Source organism: Secundilactobacillus yichangensis (assembly GCF_016861565.1).
GTDB lineage: Bacteria > Bacillota > Bacilli > Lactobacillales > Lactobacillaceae > Secundilactobacillus > Secundilactobacillus yichangensis.
The window spans coordinates 15,074-30,672 of record NZ_BOLK01000008.1 but is presented as its reverse complement, the minus strand read 5'-3'; the positions used below and the strand labels follow the sequence as shown (position 1 = coordinate 30,672).

At 43.1% G+C, this 15,599-nt stretch carries 14 protein-coding genes and 1 tRNA gene; 10 read left to right on the top strand and 5 right to left on the bottom strand.

What is annotated here, in order from left to right:
* Window positions 1–13: 13 nt before the first annotated feature.
* Together JUE95_RS07585 and JUE95_RS07580 are read left to right on the top strand one after the other, a co-directional pair.
* Entirely contained in the window at window positions 14–790 is a 777-nt protein-coding gene (locus tag JUE95_RS07585; protein WP_203650406.1) for a DUF2705 family protein, read from the top strand.
* A gap of 76 nt (window positions 791–866) precedes the next feature.
* Window positions 867–1,004, top strand: a complete 138-nt coding sequence (locus JUE95_RS07580; protein WP_203650405.1) for a hypothetical protein — start codon at window positions 867–869, stop codon at window positions 1,002–1,004.
* Window positions 1,005–1,408: 404 nt separating this feature from the next.
* Here the strand turns inward: JUE95_RS07580 and JUE95_RS07575 are convergent, their stop codons facing one another.
* Together JUE95_RS07575 and JUE95_RS07570 are read right to left on the bottom strand one after the other, a co-directional pair.
* Window positions 1,409–3,544, bottom strand: coding sequence for a YhgE/Pip domain-containing protein (locus tag JUE95_RS07575; protein ID WP_203650403.1), 2,136 nt, complete (start codon window positions 3,542–3,544; stop codon window positions 1,409–1,411).
* A 159-nt stretch (window positions 3,545–3,703) separates the two neighbouring features.
* Window positions 3,704–4,372 (bottom strand): D-alanyl-D-alanine carboxypeptidase, encoded by a 669-nt coding sequence (locus tag JUE95_RS07570; RefSeq protein WP_203650401.1) that lies wholly within the window; start codon window positions 4,370–4,372, stop codon window positions 3,704–3,706.
* 362 nt (window positions 4,373–4,734) lie between these two features.
* Between JUE95_RS07570 and JUE95_RS07565 the strand changes: the two genes are divergently transcribed.
* The 4 genes from JUE95_RS07565 (at window position 4,735) to JUE95_RS07550 (ending at window position 10,051) form a co-directional block, all read left to right on the top strand.
* Window positions 4,735–6,900: a YhgE/Pip domain-containing protein gene (locus tag JUE95_RS07565; protein WP_203650399.1), complete on the top strand. Its 2,166-nt coding sequence runs from the start codon at window positions 4,735–4,737 to the stop codon at window positions 6,898–6,900.
* Window positions 6,901–7,334: 434 nt separating this feature from the next.
* Window positions 7,335–8,144 carry a TrmB family transcriptional regulator gene (locus JUE95_RS07560; protein ID WP_203650398.1) on the top strand — a complete coding sequence of 270 codons (810 nt, stop codon included), beginning with the start codon at window positions 7,335–7,337 and terminating at the stop codon, window positions 8,142–8,144.
* Between the two features lie 24 nt (window positions 8,145–8,168).
* Window positions 8,169–9,044 carry a sulfite exporter TauE/SafE family protein gene (locus JUE95_RS07555; protein ID WP_203650396.1) on the top strand — a complete coding sequence of 292 codons (876 nt, stop codon included), beginning with the start codon at window positions 8,169–8,171 and terminating at the stop codon, window positions 9,042–9,044.
* Between the two features lie 14 nt (window positions 9,045–9,058).
* Complete coding sequence (locus JUE95_RS07550) at window positions 9,059–10,051, top strand: ornithine cyclodeaminase family protein (protein ID WP_203650394.1); 993 nt, start codon at window positions 9,059–9,061, stop codon at window positions 10,049–10,051.
* Between the two features lie 105 nt (window positions 10,052–10,156).
* Here JUE95_RS07550 and JUE95_RS07545 read toward each other — a convergent pair whose 3' ends face one another.
* Window positions 10,157–11,092, bottom strand: coding sequence for an L-lactate dehydrogenase (locus tag JUE95_RS07545; protein WP_203650392.1), 936 nt, complete (start codon window positions 11,090–11,092; stop codon window positions 10,157–10,159).
* Window positions 11,093–11,393: 301 nt separating this feature from the next.
* Here JUE95_RS07545 and JUE95_RS12920 point away from each other — a divergent pair, with 301 nt between their 5' ends.
* A complete protein-coding gene (locus JUE95_RS12920; protein ID WP_373305678.1) occupies window positions 11,394–11,474 on the top strand; it encodes a putative holin-like toxin in 81 nt (26 codons plus the stop codon).
* Between the two features lie 219 nt (window positions 11,475–11,693).
* Here JUE95_RS12920 and JUE95_RS07540 read toward each other — a convergent pair.
* A tRNA-His gene (locus JUE95_RS07540) sits at window positions 11,694–11,768 on the bottom strand.
* A gap of 57 nt (window positions 11,769–11,825) precedes the next feature.
* Window positions 11,826–12,095, bottom strand: coding sequence for an AbrB/MazE/SpoVT family DNA-binding domain-containing protein (locus JUE95_RS07535; RefSeq protein ID WP_203650390.1), 270 nt, complete (start codon window positions 12,093–12,095; stop codon window positions 11,826–11,828).
* Between the two features lie 234 nt (window positions 12,096–12,329).
* On the opposite strand from JUE95_RS07535, the gene JUE95_RS07530 reads away from it, so the two are divergent.
* From JUE95_RS07530 to guaD, 3 genes are all read left to right on the top strand, one after another.
* Window positions 12,330–13,355 (top strand): LacI family DNA-binding transcriptional regulator, encoded by a 1,026-nt coding sequence (locus JUE95_RS07530; protein ID WP_203650388.1) that lies wholly within the window; start codon window positions 12,330–12,332, stop codon window positions 13,353–13,355.
* A 293-nt stretch (window positions 13,356–13,648) separates the two neighbouring features.
* Window positions 13,649–13,825 carry a hypothetical protein gene (locus tag JUE95_RS07525; protein ID WP_203650386.1) on the top strand — a complete coding sequence of 59 codons (177 nt, stop codon included), beginning with the start codon at window positions 13,649–13,651 and terminating at the stop codon, window positions 13,823–13,825.
* Between the two features lie 159 nt (window positions 13,826–13,984).
* On the top strand, window positions 13,985–15,322 hold the full coding sequence (gene guaD, locus JUE95_RS07520) for a guanine deaminase (protein ID WP_203650384.1): 1,338 nt from the start codon (window positions 13,985–13,987) through the stop codon (window positions 15,320–15,322).
* Window positions 15,323–15,599: the final 277 nt, after the last annotated feature.

The window sequence follows — 15,599 nt, the reverse complement described above, 5'->3', positions numbered from 1 at the left end:
AGGGGCGCGTACAGTGTGGACTTTAGTAAGACAAGAAACATTCAAATTGACGAGAAAAGTCAGTACTTGGATCAGCACGGGATTTTTAGTTGGTGTTGAAATCCTGTTCGCCTTTTTATCGCGCGTTTATCCGCAAACCTTCGTTCCGGCGAACATGTTTGAGTCGTTGTATTTTTCACGGCCAATTATTAATTTCTATATGATCGCTGCCGCGGCAACCATCATTACCATGGAATTCCAGTACGGGACGATGAAACAAGTGCTGTACCGGCGCTACTCTCGGGGCCAGATTTTGGTCAGTAAATGGCTGGCGATATTCTTCTACACCCTTTATTGGTACATTATCAGTACCGGAGTTGCGTTACTGCTGAAAGCAATGCTGTTTCACCATACGTTAAGCATTCATCAGGGTGCCGGCGACGGGATGTCGATTTTTACTAGGGGACTGGCAATATCAGCAGCCAGCTTCGTGAGCCTTTGGCTGCTGTTAAGTGTCGTGTTTCTGTTGGCAAACCTGTTTAGAAACTCGGCAGCCGCGGTATCCGTCGGTATTATCGGGTACTTTGCTTCTAACATTGTTACCCAGCTGTTAATAATCCTCATTCAAAAATGGGATTGGGCCAAATGGAATCCAGTTACGATGACCTTGTATCCAAGTATGCTGGCGCGGCCGGGTTATTATCAGCCGTTGCTAAACATGCAGGGTTGGCAGATGTTACTGGGTAACTTGATTTATATCGCGCTCTTTTTGTGGATTGGGTACTATGTGTTTAATAGGCGAAATGTTTAACAGTCGATAATATTGATTGAAAAGTATCCTCCGTATATAATGCGTTTATACACTATATACGGGGGATATTTTTAATATGAAAGTTAAATGTCGAGTTGTTGGGAATGAGAATATTAAACCAGTTTGTTTACAGTTAACAGCTGATGAAATTGAGGATATTCATATTTTTATGGATCAATTTCAACCGCTATTACTGAAACTTAAGGACCGTTAATAATCAGTATTAATAAAGACTGATATATAAATGTGACTTAAGTTCAATTAACGTCCGAATTGAGTGTTTGCCTTTTAAAACTAGGCACAGTAAAATCCCCCACAAGCATCAGATGAGATGATGTTTGTGAGGGCTTCTTTGTTGTTTGATTGCCGAAACGTGCTCCAGCAGGCAGAGAGCTGCATGTAAGCCACTTCCGGTACAAATCCAAGTTCGGGATTTCCACCGAAAGTAGCTTACACTCCGCTCTCTAAGCGCCTGCTTCCGCACTCTAATTTTACATTGCCGAAACGTGCTCCAGCAGGCAGGGACTTGCATCTAAGTCACAGCCAACAGAAATCCAAAAGCGGGATTTCCGTCGCCTGCGCCTTAGACTCCAGTCCCTAACCGCCTGCTTCCGCACTCTACAATCTTGACTTCTCCATATCACTTTCCATCCGATAAACCAACTTCTCAAATACCCGCCTTAACGGCATGATGAGCGTGAAGAACAAGATGAAGATGAACAGGATCAAAATATCGTGGCCGATGACTGACCAATCCGGTATCGTCATCACTTCCCTGAAGAGCTGCATGGCATATGTGAACGGCATGAATGGTGCCAGTGCTGCCAAATCTTTTGGTACAACTTGCAGGGGATACATACCGCCAGTTCCGAACAGCTGAACCAGCATCATTAAGACGATGATGACCTTTCCGGCATTTCCCAGCATGAAGACAAGGTTGAACATGATGATGGCGAAGGTGAGACTTATCGCGTAAAACGCCAGTAAGAACAAGAACCAGTGGACTGGTCTAACTCCCAGAATAATTTCACCTAACCAAGCGAAGGTTGCCTGAGCAAATCCCATTCCCAGATAAAGCGGCAGCTTGCCTAGGTAGGATTCTAAATGGTTCGGCCGCTGCAGCCCATTTTTGCTTTCCGGTAAAATGTATTCCCAGGCAAGAATGGTGGACATTAGCAGCATCCCAACCCACAGTGCCAGTACCGTGTAGAACGGCGTGACCTGCCAGCCGAAGTTCTTCATTGGATAAATTTCCTTTGTCTGCAGCTTGATCGGTGATGATAGGATCGAGGACAGACTTGGATCCGTACCCAGCAGCTTAATTAGCTTGTCCAAATTTTTACTATTAAGGAAGCTCATCTGTTTATCCAGTGACTGCAGCGTGCCTTTGATTTTATCCAAACGGGAGTTGATATCGCTGGTTTGTGAAGCGGTAATGGATCCGGCATCCGCCATTGCTCGCAGTTCGGGAATCACCGACCGCATGGATTGAACCACTTGGCTGTTGCCGTTCAAGTTATCATTTAACGTATTATTCAAACTGTTTAGCGCTGGACTCGTGGTGGCGTTGAAATTGGTGTAAGCCGTATCCAATGCAGTATTTAGCGTATTGGAAGCCGCTTGCAGTTCCTTGATCAGCGACTGCTGTTTCGAAGTGGTGTGAGCGCCGCGGAGCTGACCGACCAGTGACTTCTGACGGTTGACGCTCTGTTTAGCCTTGGAAACGGAACTAATTAACGCGTTAGTCCGGTTATTAGGGACAAAGTTGTTGATAATATCCAGCATCCGTAACGTATCGCTCAGAGTATCATTGATACCGTTTAGCAGCGAATTTGCTGAATTAGCGGTACCTCGCAACGTGGTAGACGAGAGATGACCAGAAGGTAAGCCGTTGAAACTATTTTGCAGGCGCGTACCTTGAGTTTGCAGGCTGTTGATGCCACTGCCCAAATTAGATTGTAGGGACTGATTCAGCTGCTGGGTAGCGTTATTCAATGCTTTAGTGTTATTGACCACCGACTGCAGGTCATCGATTTGTGATGAGATCTTCGGCAGGTTAGACTTCATGGTCTGCAGTGCGGCTCTAGTCTTCTGATTCGATTGATTGACACCGTTTAAGGTCTTCTCAGTTTTGTTGATCGTGCTGATGGCGTCCATTAGCGACGAGCGAACCTGCAGAATTTCCGGTTTCTTGGTAGCAATGGTTGCCCCAGCGCTATTCGCAGCTTGAAGGGCAGTTTTGCTGGCCGTTTTGATGAAGTTTTGACGGATAGTATCCGTAAGGTTGTTTTGTGCCTGACCAATGATTTTGGTGGCTGCCGGGTTCAATTTTTCGTTTTGTTTATAAACGATCGTTGGTTTTTGCGGATCCGAAGTCACAAAAGTGGTCAGCTTCGATGAGAAATCATCAGGAATTTCGATCATGGCGTAGTACTTCCCGTTTTCCAGACCATTATTGGCCGACCAGTCATTGGTGAAAACCCAGTGTATCTGATGGTTTTTGTGCAGCTTGTTGATGATTTGCTTACCAACGTTAAACGGCTGGCTCTTCAGCGAGGCACCTTCATCATTATTGACCACGGCGATTTGCAGCCGGCTGGTATTCTTCGGCGAGTACGGGTTCCACGACACCTGAATGTTCAGGACCGCATACAGCATCGGAATGAGCGCGAACGCCAGTAGCGTCACCCAAATTGACCGGGTATGGAAGATGTTATGGAAGTCTTTTTTTATCAGGTTGAAAACGTTGCGCATGTTGTCCTCCGGTAAATGGTTTGATAAGTGCAGAAATTGAAACGAGACATTAGTTATGTCGTGTCACTTTATTATATCGCTTAGCTTAAATCCAGCAAGCACATAAGGAGACTCTGATGCCAATCCCTTTAACAGGGTACATCAGAGTCTCCTTTGAAGTTACTTAGTACTGATTTGATTAAGCAGACCGTTAATTAGTGACGTTAAATTGGTATTAACGTTGTGAAGGATTTGGGCGGTGTTGTATAAGTTATTAATACCAGTAGAAACATCGCTGCGAATCAGTGAAATGATCTGACCCAGCTTGGCAATATCGGAATTATTGGTTAGGCTATTCTGCAGATCAGTCAAATTATTAATGAGTGTCGATAGGGAAGTGTTGTTGTTGACGTTCTTTAATAATGCGACGATCTGATTGTGTGTTTTAGTAGTGGTTGAATCAATCAGGTTAACCAGTTCATTTAGCTGGCTTAACTGTTTTTGAGTATCGACAACCCGGACTAAATGACCGCGCCAGATCCAGCCTTTTACCTTGCCATTACCGTTTCTAACGTAGTAGTAGACGGCTTTATTACCGTTTGCTTTGCGTACCGTGTCGGATTTGTAGGTGTAGAAAACGGTGAACGGGTAGTTGTCAGCGTTATGAGCCTTTTTAGTTAAACTCGTACTGGTGTATAAATAGCCGCTCACTGCATGGTAAGGTTTCTTAGACAGGGTCCGTGATGACAGCACCTTAGCACTCTTAGTTTTAGCAGAAGCGGGGGTGGTGACGCTAAAGGCGGTGAATAAGCCTGCGAATAATGCGATGATCAAAAATGGTTTCTTCATTATAGGTAACTCCTTATTTAAATTAATATCGGTCAGTGACCGTTTAAAACGAATAGTCTGAAAGTCAGCAGTAAACGTTTAATTTGAAAATAGTATAACATCAATTTTACGAAATTCCTGTAATCTGCATGTAACAACGGTCTGAAAAGGTGAAAAGAGCGAAATTTCGGTCGTTTGCTTATCGCTTATTCGGTTATATTTTAGTACAATTTACGGTAGAATGTATTGTTTCTCAAAACTGTAGCGGTGTTCAGTATTGTTCTACCAGTGCTTGAAATCCGCTAGTTTGTCCCCTAGAATGTTTAACAGTATGCCAAGTTGATCCATTTGGCCGAAGCGTAATGAACAGAAGGATGGTTTAAATGGAAAACATCAAAGCAATTTATCAACGTGATTTGAAGGCCATGATTTCCTCGCCACTAGTGATGGTGACGATTCTGGCACTGTGCTTCATGCCCAGCCTTTACACGTTGATCAACGTTCGGGCTGTTTGGAACCCGTACGACATTTCTGAAATTAGAAATATTCCCGTAGCCGTGGTTAATAATGATACTGGCGCCAATATGGCGGGGCAAAAACTCAACGTTGGCGACACCGTGGTGCAGACCCTGAAGAAAAATCGTCAGCTGGATTGGCAGTTTACCTCGGCCAAACAGGCAGATTCACGGCTTAAAGAGGGCAGCTACTACGCGGAAATTATTATTCCCCGTAATTTTTCTAAATCGTTAACGAGTATCGCGGGTAATAATCCGCACCGGGCGAAGTTAGTATACAAAGCTAATAGCCGGGACGCGCCAATGGGTGGCAAGATTACCGAAACGGCTGCCAAAACATTGGTCAACAAGGTTCAAACCCAATTTTTGCAGACCGTCAACGTCACGCTGTTTTCTAAGCTCAACGTGCTGGGCGACAAGGCTAAGAGCCAGCAGGGTCAGATACTGGAACTTAAGGACTGGATTATCGCTCTCAGTGACTCCATGGATCTCGCCACGGGGGCGCTGGGTGAAATTAATCACACATCGACTAACATGCAGGCTATTCTAACGGGACTAAAACCCGTTATGTCAGCATCGCAGAATGTCGATGTGCTTCAGCAGAGTAATTCGGCCACCATGTCGTCTTTGCACAGCGTTCAGGGGTCGGTGAATAAAGCCTTTAATAGTTTGGATACTAACCTGCAAAGTGCAACGGCCAGCGCCAATCGCTTGAACAGTATTGTTAAGCAGTTGAACCGCTCGGCCAGTTCCACTAACAGGAGCGCCGTGAACGATATGCTGAATCGCAGTATCTCACAGGTCAACCTGCTTAAGGGGCAGATCACACCATTACAGTCGTTTTTGAAGAGTATTAATGGGCAGTCTCACTTAGCGGCAATCAGCGGGTTAAACGATACTTTAGGTAACGTGGTGTCACTGCTGAACGCTGAGAAGTCGCAGTTGCGGTCATTGAAGTCGACACTGGCTAGTCAGGGCCGATTAACCTCCAGTGAACTTAACAGTGCGGTGAATAACGCCAACCGCATCACAGCTGGCATGAATTCAGCACTGGGACAATACAACCGTTCCGTTAAGACTCATTTAGACGGTATTAGCGGCAACTTGATCTCGGCTGTTTCTAAATCTCAGTCGATTTTAAGCGAGCTGAAGCAGGCTAAGGGAATCAATGAGGATTATCTGAATAATGCCATTCAGGGTAATCAGTTAATTGCGCAGTCCAGTTCTAACCTGGAAAGTAAGCTGACCACCTATCAAGATGACATTCAAAACATTGCCAATCAGCTGAAACTGACCAGTGATAACGACATTGTCAGCGTGATTACGGTACTGCAGAATAATCCTAAGACCATGGGGAATACGCTGGTATCGCTGTTCAACGTTAAGAATGAAAGTATTTATCGGGTCGGCACCTTTGGTTCAGCCTTCCTGCCAACGTATATTACGTTATCAATCTGGATTGGCTGCACCATGCTGGTCATGATCCTGCATACCACGATTCCTCGCGAACAGCGACGGTTCCACAATATGTCTGTTCACGAAGAATTTTGCGGCAAGATGCTGACTTATGGCACGCTGTCGTTAATTCAAACGATGGTCATTATCTTTAGTTCGATTATTTTCCTGCGCATACAGGTGGAAAGCGTCTTTATCATGCTGCTTTTCGGGGTGCTGTCCTCGCTGCTGTTCACGGCCATCGTCTACGGTTTAGCCGCGACCTTCGGCAACCTTGGGAAGGCGGTGGTCATCTTCCTGGTGGCCTTGCAACTGGCTGGCTCCGGGGCGCTGTATCCCGTCCAGCTTGACCCGGCATTTTACCGGATCGCGTACCGTTTCGCGCCTTTCGCTTATAGCGTTGGCGGTTTTCGTGAAGCTGTCGGTGGCCCCAACATGCAGACGGTCTTTATTGATGCCATCGTATTGATAGGGATGTTTATCGTTACCTTTATGCTTGGGTTCTTCTTGAAAATTAAAGCACAGAACTTTACTCGTCGGATCCTTTCTGACTTTAGTCGGACTGGTATTGGGCAGTAAGGCTGCTAAAAAAGCCTTAGGACATTGAGCCTAAGGCTTTTTTGCGCATTGATTACGCCTTCGGTCGCCAGCGGGTTCATCTGCTGTGGGGACCGGTGAAAGCCTGAGAAGCGGTCTTTCACCTCGCATCCAAGCCACGCCCAGTTCGCGTGTCTTAGATGTCGTCCCGTGCTGTAACGGGCACAGCCCTAACAGCACCTTCACAGCTGATGAACCCGCTGGCGACCTTCGGCATAGAAATAGAGGTAACTAAAGAGAAAAAATAACTTAGCTATTGAAATAAATTAATAGATATTAAATTAACTACTTTTGGTGGAAATTTGATTCCAATATAACTAAATGAATTGTGCGATTTCACACAAAAGGTGGACTTTATCTAAAAATAGTTTATAATAGTTACCTGAGGTAGCTACTATCAAAAAAGGGTGATTTTTATGGATAAAGTCATTGAACTATTAAGCAATTTTGGCTTAACTAACAGTGAATCTAAAGTATATGTTTCACTACTGCAGATGGACGCATCTACAGGTTATAAAATTAGTGGTAAGTCTGGAATTGCTCGCTCAAAAGTATACAATATACTGTCTACACTTGTTGAAAAAGGACTGGTTATGCAATCAAAGGAAGAAAAGCCTTTATATACAGCACTGCCAGTAAATGAGCTTGTTTCTAAGTTACAACATGAAAGTGAACAGAATATTGAAGGCATTAAAGATGCATTGAGTAATGTTGGATCGAATTCGGGGACTGGCTTGATATGGGGTATTGAAAAGTATGATCAGGTATTTGATAAAATAATTTATCAAGTTCGAAATGCAAAAGAAAGTTTATATATTCAAATATATTCGGAGGATTTAAGCAAAGAGTTAGTAGAAGCACTTTCCGCAGCAGAAAGTCGATTGCATAAATTCGTACTGATTTTATTTAGCAATCATCATCGCTATAATTTACCATTTGACAGATTTTATAAGCATTTTTTTGAAGCTGACAAGGAGTCTGATTATGGTGGACGATGGGTGAACTGTGTTAGTGATCAAAAAACTGTGACTTACGGTAAATTACCCGAAAATTCTCAAAATGTCGATGTTATCTGGACACAAAATAGTTCGATGATTTTTCTTGCACAGGAATATGTTGTTCACGATGCCTATAACTTAAGGACATTGAACGCATTAAATGAGTCCGCACAGAAGGTGTTTGGTAAAACTTTAGAGGGAGTTCGTGACATTTATTTAGATGATTAATTAATTTTAAGGGGATGTTTCGTTATGGTTAAAATATTATTAGCAGCAATTATTCTGATTAACCTACTGTTCATTATTGTGTTCGTTCGTGATTTATTAAAGCACCGTGATGAAGTTATGTCTGAACCGTCTAGCTTGTTATGGACATCACTGTCACAAGTTGTAATTTATTTTCTTTCTACATTTGGTATCTCTGATTTTGCCATTTCAACTGCTTTATATCCAAAAGCAAAATGGATATCAATTAAAAAATTACCTGGAACATTAAATACACAGTGTGTCATTCCAGTATTTGTTATGTCATTAGCTTATATTTCAACAATCAATGTTGGCATTAAGACGTTACTTGTTTGTATAGTGTGCCAAGTAATCGGTGCTTATATTGGACCTTATTTTGTTGTGAAATTACCGGAGCATATCATTCGATATTTCGTTATAGCTGGCCTATTAGTTGCTACTGCATTAATCCTTGGTGGAAAATTTGGTTGGATTCCCTCTAATGGGACTGCTACGCAACTCTATGGTTGGAAGCTATGGACTACTGGTTTATTGATGTTTATATATGGTGCCTTAAATAACATTGGAATCGGTTCGTATGCATTAACTATGGCAACTGTATATGCTATGGGACTTAATCCAGTTGCAGCTTTCCCAATTATGATGGGTGGTGCTACTTTCTCTGTATCAGTTGGTAGTATGCAATTTATTAAATTAAATGATTATTCACGCAAAATTACACTTACTTCAATTTTTGGAATTATAGGAGTTCTTGTTGCGGTTTACCTAGTTAAGAGCTTAAATACTTCGATTATTCAATGGGTCGTCGTTGTAGTACTTCTATACTCAGCTGTTAGTCTCTGGATGGGTGAACGAAAAAGCCGTAACAGCGAAGCTGCATAGAAAGGAAAGTTAATATGAAATATTTATCTGCAAATGATATTAAAAAAGTATTTTCAATGCGTGATGCAATTGATGCTGATGCTGAAGCGTTAGGACTGTACTCAGCTGGTAGAGCTGATATTCCTTTGAGAACCAATATTAATGTACCCGAATATAAAGGCCAAAGCCTATACATGCCGGGTTATGTGAGCGGTGGAAATCCATCGTTAGGAATTAAGATTGTTTCTGTGTATCCTGAAAATATTAAAGCGGGATTACCAAGCGTTCCCGCTACAATGATTACATTGGATGCCAAAACAGGAATAGTTAACGCCATCTTAGATGGTACTTATCTGACACAATTGCGAACTGGTGCTGTTCAAGGTGCTGCAACAGAATTATTATCTCGAGAAGATAGTAAAACAGCGCTATTAATTGGGACTGGTGGACAAGGCATCGGCCAACTAGAAGCTATGCTGACAGTTCGTAAGCTAGAAACGGTTTATGTATCTGACATTGATCAGGAACGAGCTCAAGCATTTTGTGATGCTGCCGAGAAGAACTTTAACCAAAAGTTTGGGACTAAGTTTAAGACTGTTAAAAGTCCTAATGACGTTGTAGCGGATGTTGATATTATTACTTCTGTTACAACTTCAAAACAACCGACTTTCGATGGCTCTTTGGTGACACCAGGCACTCATATTAATGGCGTTGGTGCATATACACCAGAAATGTGTGAAATTCCCATCGAGGCGATTTCTAAAGCTAATACTATTGTCTTTGATACCATGGATGGCGTTTTGGCTGAGGCTGGTGATATTATCCAACCAATGAAGCGTGGTCAGTTGAGTAAAGATGATATTGATGGTGAACTGGGCGCAGTTGTAAACAAGAAGTTGCAAGGGCGTAAATCACCTGATGATATTACATTCTTTAAGACTGTTGGAACCGCTGCATTAGACGTTGTGGTCGCAGACAGAATTGTTAAGCAGGCTGAAGAAAAAGAAATTGGAGTAAATCTAGATTAAGACAGAATTTACACTGGTAGAATAATTTCTTTTTACAACTCAATATAATAATGGATCCCAGAGGCTAGATAAATCATCTTCTGGGATCCATTATTGTTTCTATCATTAAACTTCCTGTTTTACAGCTGGCAGCGTTTCGAACTTTTCACGGATGAAGCCGGCTGATTCAGCTAACTTTTGTTCTTCTTCATCGGTGATTGGCAGGCGAAGTGCTTCAACCACACCGTCCTTGCCAATGATAGCAGGGTGACCAACGTACGTGTTGTACTTGTCGCTGTAGCATGAACATGGGCAAGCTAGGTTGGCGTCATCCAGAACCGCACGGCTTAATTTAACGGCACAGGTGGCAATGGCGTAACTCGTGTAGCCTTTGCCTGAGTGGACCGCCCAGCCGCCGCCACGGGCTTGGCTTTCTAAGTCTTCTAAATCGAGATTCTTCTCTTCAGCTAACTCTTCGATCGGCAGTCCGTTTACAGTAACGGTTGACCAGGCGACGAATTGGGATTCGCCGTGTTCGCCTAATGTATAGCCGGTGACGTTTTTAGGATCAACGTTGAAGTTTTCACCAACAACCTTTTGCATTCTGGCAGTATCGAGGAAGGTTCCCGTCCCAAGCACGCGGTTTTCTGGTAAGCCGGTAGCTTGCTGCAGGTAGTAGGTGATGCAGTCGCAGGGATTCATGACGTCAATTAAAACACCATTGAAACCGGATGTCTTGATTTTCGGTGCGATGTCCTGCACGATTTCACGGGTATATTCAAACTCTGCCCAGCGGTTACCACTGGCATGGTCTAAGGCGTGAATGTTACCCGAAGTAACGAATAAAATGTTAGCATCGGCTAATTCTGAATAATCGTTGATCTTAATGGTCGTGTGAGAATCAAGACGTGCTTGCGTATCTTGAAGATCCAGTTGCTCGGCACGAGCTTTTTTCTCATTTTTGTCAATTAAAATTAATTCGTCAGCAATTCCTTGACAGACCAGTGTATAAGCGACTGTTGCTCCAACGTGACCGACTCCGATAATTGCGTATTTTCTCATATGTATTGCCTTCTTCTAATTAAAATTTAATATGTGTTGATGAAAATAAGATAACAGTTAATCGTTGCGTTGTCAACAGTATATTCATGAATAATGGATATTAAACTGGACTAAACTTATTCTACTGGGGATTAAGTGATGGAAAATTGACGATTTATGAAATTTGTTCCAATTCACTCAGGATACAAAAAAACAGTATACCGTATGATATACTGTCATGGCAGGAGTTTCATGGGTGGTGGCGTCAATCGCGAAAGTGAGTGATGCCTATGATTTACGAAATTTACAAAGGTATTAGATCGTGTCAGTATTTGACACCCTATCGCTGATGATTGCTTTCGCAACGTTAGCGATTCTAATCGATCGTAAAGATCGCAAATAAAAAGCCACCCCACAAACTTTGACCAGTTTGGGTGACTTTTTGTCGTCTGTAACTTGCCACCGCTCTTGAAGTGGCCTGCAAGGGGCCAGTGTTGAGGCACTGACCTCTTTTTATGATTTCATTATATCATATTCCAAGAAAGTTAGTGATCCTAATCGACTGCAAACAAAAAGCCGAGCGATCAACTGATCACTCGGCTTATCAACGTATTACGCTTAGGGCGGTATGTGGGGTTCGAACCCACGCGTGCCGGAACCACGATCCGGTGTGTTAACCAAGCTTCACCAATACCGCCATCACAACAATAACCATCATACCATAGATAGGGTGAAGTTGAAAAGTAATTTTTAATTATTTTGAAGATACGTCATTATTTTTATCAGTATCATCGTCTTGAATCATCCGCAATGCCCGCTGATATTCGCTGACAGACTGTGAGAATGGTTCCCAGAATTGCGGAGTGACAGTGCCCGCTTTGCGAAGCTCAACGCCTAGCGCGGTCGGTACAAGGTCGATTTCGTCACCCTCATTGAGTTCAAGCTCTTTCACAAATTCAGCGGGTATTTTTAGATATAGCTCACCATTTTCGTTACGTTGAATTTTGCCTGATTGAGCGTCCATGTTGCCAGCCCCTTTCTGTACAGTGGATTTTAGCTTCATTATACGGCAAATTGCGGGTGGTGGGTATAGGTGTGAAAGAATGTTTTTGGAAAACGCGTGGGACACTTGGCATTTAGTGTACCGTTCATTTGATAAATCGTTGTTTTGGCTGGAGAATGCTTCACTCCATTAATAATTTATGTATACTTATCTAGGTATACATAAATTATTAATGGAGTAACGGAAGGTGTAAATTTGACGACAATTAAAGATATTGCAAAACGAGCAAAGGTGTCGCCATCAACGGTATCCAATGCGTTAAATCCCAATCTGGCACGAATGGTAGCGCCCGAGACGTTGAAACGCATTACCATGATTGCTGCTGAGTTAGGTTATGAGCCGATTCACCATCATCCTAAATTGGCAACGATGCAGATCAATTGTGTTTTAATGACAACCTTACCTTTAAAGGATGAAATTGCCGATGAGTACTGGCATCATATTCGAATGGGTATTTATCAAGGTGCCAGCGAGCGCAAGGTCAACATTCAAAACGTGCTTCGCATTCAGGCAGGCATTAATCCTAGAAGAGTAACGGAATATGATGGTGTAATTGTCTTGGGATCACTATCAGAGCTAGCGATTACTCAATTAAAACACTATAACCCAAACATTGTGGTGATTGACGATGTGAATACGAGCTGTTCGTTTGTTGATACGATTGGAACTGATTTGTATAATTTAACGCTCAAGGGTCTAAATCTTCTCAAAAAGCAGGGTCATGGGCCAATTGCCTTTATTGGCGGCAAACGATTGGAGTACAATTTGGATGGATCCGCTGATAGAGCAAACGCTGATTTGCGTACGAAGGCGTATCGGGACTGGCTGGCGGTTAATGACCAGCCGGCCATACTGAAGTTAACCGGCTGGAATACAGAAGCTGGACTAGCGGCCATCAACGAGCTGCTGGATGAAGTCGAGACCCCCATCGGCGGCTTATTGGTAGCCTCGGATCCCATGGCTATTGGGGTTGTTAAAGGGCTATTGGAGAAGGGTATCAAACCAGGTAAGGATCTCCCGTTGATCAGCTTTGATGATATTGGCTTGGCTTCATATCTGACACCTGCTATTACCAGCTTTTCGTTGCCAAAGGAAGTTTTGGGGATTACGGCAGTGAACCAATTATGTGACTTGGTCGCCAATAAGCGGCAGTGGGTATCGCGAACGACGATTCCAGGTCAATTGGGGACGGGGGAAACTTATCCGATTCAAGGTGTGTAACGAAATTTGAATTTCAAGGTTTATCTCGAAAATACCTCTTCCAGGCAGCCGATTATGAGTAATCACTGGCTGCCTTTCATTTACCTCTGAAGAGTGTGAAATCAAGAAACCATTGACATTGGTCTATTTGACCCGTCTTTTTACATTGAAAAAGGGTAGTTGAGCGGGTTGTTTTTCTCATTGTTGTTTGCTTGCTTTCACATTCTGATGTGTTACACTACCCATATCCTGAAAGTGAACGAGTACGATATCGAGTTGTGGAACTTCCTTGATTTGCAAAGGGGGCAATGGTCGTGGCTAAACGCTACGTTATTACCAAGCCAAACGAGCACATTGTACACCGGACGGATAGCCTACAAACGGTTACCCAAATTACCAAACGCCCTAAATGGGTCGTGGAACAGTATGTGAATAGTGACAAGTTGCTTGATGGCTGGAAGATAGTCGATCAGAATCGAGCTGCAAGTTAACAAGGAACGACCGCCAGTATCATTTGCTGGTGGCCGTTTTTTTGTTTGAAGTCAGCATGACGGGTAGTTATAATGAAGAATAAGTAAAATTAACGAACGATTAAGTTCATAATAAGACCATAGTTCGTATTAACTGACTAATATTAAGCGAGGTGGACCATGATTTCATATTCAAAAGTAATCGAAGGCGCAAGCTTCTCTCCGCAGTCACAAACTGAAATTAGTTATCAGCCGCAACAACTCATTTGTTTGGATGATAGTGGCTATATTACTCGGATTATTGCACCTACTGATTCAGATTATGCTGCTGTAAAACAAGTTGCTCAGGAAAATGATATTCTAACCACGTTGCGTTCGAATCAATATATCTTGCCTGGCTTTATTGATCTGCACATTCACGCACCTCAATGGCCTAACGCTGGTCTGGCATTAGACCGGCCGTTAAACGAGTGGCTGGATACTTACACGTTTCCTCTGGAAGCGAAGTATCAAGACACAGCCTTTGCTAAATTAGTCTATGATGATCTGGTTAAAGAACTGCTAGCTAACGGCACGACTACTGCGCTTTACTTTGGCACAATCCATAACGCTGCTAACCTGGAACTGGCTAAAGCTTGTATCCAGCACGGTCAGCGCGGGTTCATTGGCAAAGTGGCTATGGATAATCCGGAACAGACACCTGACTATTATCAGGATGCCTCAGCACAAGTGGCTGTCGACCAGACTGAACAGTTTATCCAGCAGTTAAATGAATTGAATCAGACGACTAATCTTAAACAGACGCCAGTAATCACACCGCGATTTGTGCCAAGCTGTACACCTGCCAGTCTTCAAGGACTAGGTGATTTGGCACGGAAATATGATTTGCCGGTTCAGTCACATTGCAGTGAGAGCAACTGGGAAAACGGCTACGCGCTGGAACATTACCACATGCGCGATGCCGACGTTTTGAACCAGTATGGGTTACTGACGGATAAGGCGGTCATGGCACACGGAACACAGCTGAATGAGCACGACTATGATCTGTTTTCAAAGCAGGGCGTCGCTGTTGCCCACTGCCCAATCTCGAACGTCTACTTTGGTAATGCTGTTCTGCCAGTTAACCGAGTACTAGCTCACCACGTTAAAACGGGGCTTGGAACCGATATTTCTGGTGGCTATTCACCAAGCCTTTATCAAAATATCCGGCAGGCGGTGATGTCATCACGGCTGCTTCAAGATGGCGTTGATAACCAGCTATCTGCTGATAAACGTGGTGTTCCTGACAGTGGCATTAGTGTTAAAACGGCTTTTTATCTAGCTACATTAGGCGGCGCTCAGAGCTTGCATTTGCAGGCAGGAAAGATTGCCGAAGGGCGTTTGGCGGATCTGCAGGTGGTATCGCTGCAGAATAACTTTCAGACTGAGACAACTGATAACATCTTTGAGAAGTTGATGTACCAGACGAGTAAAGCGGATGTTGATCAGGTTTATGTGCAGGGGGAACGGGTTAGGTAATAGGATGAGTTTTTTGTAGATATCTAAAAAAGCACTTTATAACAGTTAGTACTGTAACTGTTGTAAGGTGCTTTTACATGTTTGTAATAAGTACATTGAAATCTGCTGTTTAATAAGAATTTTATTTGTTGAAGATACGGTTTTTAAGTTGTCTATGGTTTTGTTTTAGTTCCTACTATGTCATAAATAATATTTCAAGAAGACTTATCAGTTGATTAAACTCTTAAAGTGTGATTTAAGTAAGGCCTTTTCTCAGTCAGCGTGGTTTGGGGTTAAG

Excerpts from the sequence above, each read along its gene's own strand:
- JUE95_RS07560 (WP_203650398.1), top strand. The coding sequence starts at position 7,335 with ATGGATAAAGTCATTGAACTATTAAGCAATTTTGGCTTAACTAACAGT.
- JUE95_RS07535 (WP_203650390.1), bottom strand. The coding sequence starts at position 12,095 with ATGGACGCTCAATCAGGCAAAATTCAACGTAACGAAAATGGTGAGCTA.
- JUE95_RS07575 (WP_203650403.1), bottom strand. The coding sequence starts at position 3,544 with ATGCGCAACGTTTTCAACCTGATAAAAAAAGACTTCCATAACATCTTC.
- guaD (WP_203650384.1), top strand. The coding sequence starts at position 13,985 with ATGATTTCATATTCAAAAGTAATCGAAGGCGCAAGCTTCTCTCCGCAG.
- JUE95_RS07580 (WP_203650405.1), top strand. The coding sequence starts at position 867 with ATGAAAGTTAAATGTCGAGTTGTTGGGAATGAGAATATTAAACCAGTT.
- JUE95_RS07565 (WP_203650399.1), top strand. The coding sequence starts at position 4,735 with ATGGAAAACATCAAAGCAATTTATCAACGTGATTTGAAGGCCATGATT.
- JUE95_RS07570 (WP_203650401.1), bottom strand. The coding sequence starts at position 4,372 with ATGAAGAAACCATTTTTGATCATCGCATTATTCGCAGGCTTATTCACC.
- JUE95_RS07555 (WP_203650396.1), top strand. The coding sequence starts at position 8,169 with ATGGTTAAAATATTATTAGCAGCAATTATTCTGATTAACCTACTGTTC.
- JUE95_RS07550 (WP_203650394.1), top strand. The coding sequence starts at position 9,059 with ATGAAATATTTATCTGCAAATGATATTAAAAAAGTATTTTCAATGCGT.
- JUE95_RS07545 (WP_203650392.1), bottom strand. The coding sequence starts at position 11,092 with ATGAGAAAATACGCAATTATCGGAGTCGGTCACGTTGGAGCAACAGTC.